The sequence below is a fragment of the Nostoc sp. DedVER02 genome (assembly GCF_034530675.2).
Classification (GTDB): Bacteria; Cyanobacteriota; Cyanobacteriia; order Cyanobacteriales; family Nostocaceae; genus Nostoc.
On the sequence record NZ_JAVRCP020000080.1, the window covers coordinates 1 to 3,508 of the forward strand.

The following is a 3,508-nucleotide window of genomic DNA, read 5'->3' on the forward strand; positions in this document are numbered from 1 at the left end:
GGTGGAAATATCAATATTGATGGTGGAAGTATTCGCACTTATGGGGGAAATATTGAGTTAGCTGGTTTGCTTGCACCGGGAAATGTGGGATTAAATATTGCAGGTGATAATCTCAGTTTAGTTATACCTCATGGTGTAGAACGAGCAAACATTTACTTAAATAACGCCGCAGAAGTTAATGTTCGCGGTACGAATGGCGGGAATATCAAAATTCATGCCCGTGATGTGAATTTAGCAGGAGAAAGTAAACTGAGAGCAGGTATAGAGAAAGGTTTAGGAACACCAAATAGTCAAGGTGGCAATATAGAGATTAACGCCACAGGGACAACGAATATCACAGGTGAAAGCTTTATTTCTAACGTATTACGACAAGGAGCATTTGGTAAATCTGGTGATGTTAATATAACTACAGGTTCCTTAAATATCAGTAATAATTCATTTGTAGATGCTGCTACTTTCGGACAAGGAAATGCTGGTAAGGTTTCTATAGAAGCTAAAGATAATATTTCACTGACAGACAATAGTGAGATTTATAGTTCTGTGGAGGAAGGAAGTGTAGGTAATGGTGGTAGTATTAACATCCAAACAGGCTCTCTTTCTCTAGCACAAGGTTCCGAACTCAATACTAAAACTTTAGGGCAGGGAAATGCCGGTAGTATCAATATCAATGCTCGTAATGTCATAAGTTTAGATGGTTTTATAGATACTACTTTAAGCGACGGCGAACAAGGTCGAATTTATACCCGAATTACTAGTACCGTTAACCCAGAAGGTACTGGTAAAGCTGGAGATATTCAGATAAAAACAGGTTCTCTCCAGTCAAGCAATGGGGCATTTATTAGCAGTAGTATTCTTGCTAAAGGAGATGGGGGGAATATTACGATTGATGCTAATAATATTGCTTTTGATAGTGATAGTTCTATTGACAGTAAAGTGTTTACAGATGGTGTGGGTGATGGTGGAAATATCTGGGTTAATACTAGAACTCTCTCATTATTGGGTGGTTCACAAATATCAACTGGAGTTTCCGGTAAAGGTGATGCAGGTAATATCTTTGTTCATGCTCATGACACAATTAAGCTAGATGGAATAGTGGGCTATTCCATTGGTGGTATCAAAAGTGATGTGATAACTGGAGGTGTCGGTAATAGTGGAAATATAGAAGTTACAACTGGCTCACTGTCGTTGACTAATGGTGCAAGTATTGATACGGGTACAGATGGCATAGGTAATGCTGGCAATATCAAAATTAATGCCCGTGAAATTATTAATATAGATGGTTTTGGTAAGATTTTCACTGAAAAAGTTGGAGAAGTAAAGTTACCCAGTAATATTAGTAGTGATGTTAGTTTGAATGGTGTAGGTAAAGGTGGAGATATCCGCATCAATACCAGAGAATTATTCTTAAACAACAAAGGTGTAATAAGTTCTGATACCTTTGGGCTGGGTGATGGAGGGAATATTTTTATTCAAGCAGTAGAAAAGATTTCTCTTAGCGATACTAATAATATTGGTTTTACTCAAATTAGTTCTACTGTTCTTGATAAAGCCAGAGGAAATGCTGGCACTATCAACATTCAAACTAGAGATTTATCTTTAGATAATGCTTCTATTAATAGTTACACCTCTGGACGGGGAAATGCTGGGAATATATCGATTAAAGTTGAAGATACTTTATCTTTAAATAATCAAGCATATTTTAGTAGTGCAACTTCAGAGTTAGTAGGTAATGGTGGCGATATTGATATCCAAACAGGAAAGGTTTATTTAGATAATGGCTCTTATTTTTTCGCTAGTACTTTTGGCGGTGGAAATGCTGGTAATATCTCAATTCAAGCAACAAATACAGTTTCTCTTGCAAATGGGAGTAGTATAAGTAATAGCATCTCTAAAAGAGGTGTAGGTAATGCTGGAAATATTAATATTTTTGCAGAGTCTTTTTCTCTAAGCGGAGAATCTACCATTTTTAACAGCAATCTTGGTGGAAAAGGTAATGCTGGCAATATCTCAATAAATACAAAAGAGAATGTTTCCTTTACAGGTGGTTCTTTCCTGAGTAATGGTACATTGGGTGAAGGTAATGGCGGGAATATTAAAATTCAAGCAGGCGGTGCTGTAACAATTTCTGGACGTAGTGAAAGATTTAGTAGCGCAATATCTAGCGGAGTATTGCCAGAAGGGATAGGTGACAGTGGTGATATTGAGATTGTAGCCCGTAGTTTAGAGCTATCTGATGGTGCTGATTTATTTACATTGTCTAATGGTAAAGGTAACGCTGGTAATGTCTTGATAACCACATCAGGTAACACAACAATCAAAGATAGTAGTCAGATAGCAACATTTATCGCCACAGATGGAAATGCTGGTAAAATTTCAATTCGAGCAGATGGTGATGTCTTGATTTCAGGAAAAAGCACTCTGTTCTCCATTCTTTATTTAAATGCAGTCGGTAAGGGTGGAGATATTGAAATTCAGGGGCGTAATTTTTATTTATCCGATGGTGCTGCTTTATTGTCCACTACTATTGGTAAAGGCGATGCTGGAAATGTGTTAATTAATGCTACTAGCGATATTGCTTTCACAAATGGTGCTAACATCAATGCTGCGACAATTGGACAAGGAAATGCAGGTAACGTCACCGTTAATGCTGGCGGGAAATTCTATCTTCAAGGGATAAGTCCCAATGGTTTTAACTTTGACACTGGCATTTTTAGTATAGTGGCAACAGATGCAGGATTCACAGGTAAAGGTGAAGGCGGTAATATTAACGTTACAGTTCGTGATTTATCTCTCAATGGTGCAGCTTTATCTACTGGTAGCTTGGGAGATGGAAATGCCGGAGATATTAACATTAATTCAAGTACTGTAAAATTAGATAATAAAGCAGCTATTGCTGCTGTAAGTAATTCTGGTGATGGTGGAAATATTAGCTTAACTGCAACAGATTTATTGCTATTGCGTCGTAACAGCAATATCAGCACAACTGCGGGGTTAGCTAAATTAGGTGGCGATGGCGGTAATATCAATATTAATGCTAAATTTATCGTTGCCATTCCCAAAGAAAACAGCAACATTAACGCAGACACCTTTAAAGGGCGCGGTGGAAATGTCGAAATTAACTCGCAAGGTATGTTCGGTATTGAAGCGCAGACAAAACCAACGGAAAAAAGTGATATTACAGCCAGTTCCGAATTAGGAGTTTCTGGTGTCATCAGGATTAACGCACCCGATACCAGTTCTATTCAAAATAGCTTCACCGAGTTATCCCCAATCATTGACACCAATGCACTCATCGCCAATAGTTGCATTTCTCGTGGCACAAAGCGACAAGAAAACTCTTTTACTATTACAGGTTCCGGTGCTTTAACAAATAATCGACCTGATAATGCTTTGGTTTCTAACTATACAACTGGTGAGGTGAGAGGTATTGAAACTACATCTCGTCCTTGGAAGAAAGGCAAGCCAATTATTGAACCCCTTGGATTATATCGGCTGAATAATGGACAGA

General features: G+C 38.0%; 1 protein-coding gene. It reads left to right on the plus strand.

The annotated features are described in order from the left end of the window. Window positions 1–3,508, plus strand: a 3,508-nt coding sequence (locus RMZ41_RS31905) for a beta strand repeat-containing protein (RefSeq protein ID WP_409876325.1), incomplete at both ends; no start/stop codon positions are given.